We start from the raw sequence: 829 nt of genomic DNA, 5'->3' as shown, positions 1-829 counted from the left end.
GCCGTTGATCAGTCTGCGGGGGTCACACCGGGGTCGACCGATGTGCGGCTTTGTTGGGGGGAGGTATTTCTGAACAATCTCCCAGAGATCATCGTCAATTTCCCGGAATGCCATGATCCCCAGTTTTATCCGAGGGGACTTATAATTATAGGATCACCTCGAAACAATGCGCAAAATCTTTCGCACAGACCAACCTTTCACAGAGATCCGGATACGAATTTTATTTTGCAGAGCCCCTGATCGAGTTCGGCTCCGCAAAAAAGGGAAATCACACTTTCGATCTCTTCCTCTACAACGAAGGCGAAAACCGTGCGATCTTCGTCGAGTGCAAATCCTCGATCACCGATGTAAGAAAGACGTTAAAAGAGGTCGGATTATCCCGTGATCTGGTCCTTGAAAAGACGGACTACCTTTCGGATACCATAGACATCGAGCTGGATCCCAACCGGTTCGAGTACGTGCTCTGCATCAACGAGAAGGACAAGATGAAGATCATCGAGTCCATGAAGGCACAGGGTCAGAAGCCGCATCCCAAATACGATATCAACCTGATAAAAGTCTGGGTTTATGCCCCGCGGTCTCAACTGATACAACTTCTCCTCGAATGCTCGCATGAGAATTCGGCATTAAATGAGATGCTGCAGGCGGGTTTCGGCGATCAGGACCTCCACCAGCAGTATGAACTCCCTTACTGTTACTCGACGAACCCTTACCGGCTCATCCAGCTGGCAATTATCGGGGAATGCTACCGAAAGAACCTGTTCGAAGATGGTATCGAAGATCCGAAGATCATCCAGAAAAGCGCAGTGCTCTCGACCTTGATGAATAA

1 protein-coding gene is annotated in these 829 nt (G+C 49.2%); it reads left to right on the top strand.

Annotated features, from left to right (window positions below; genetic code table 11):
* Nucleotides 1-485: 485 nt before the first annotated feature.
* Nucleotides 486-829: hypothetical protein (locus EI28_RS12570; RefSeq protein ID WP_155937455.1), on the top strand; the 344-nt coding region annotated here is incomplete at its 3' end.

Origin of the sequence: Methanoculleus sp. MH98A, assembly GCF_000691865.1 — an archaeon.
GTDB lineage: Archaea > Halobacteriota > Methanomicrobia > Methanomicrobiales > Methanoculleaceae > Methanoculleus.
This window is presented reverse-complemented; position numbering and strand designations above follow the sequence as displayed.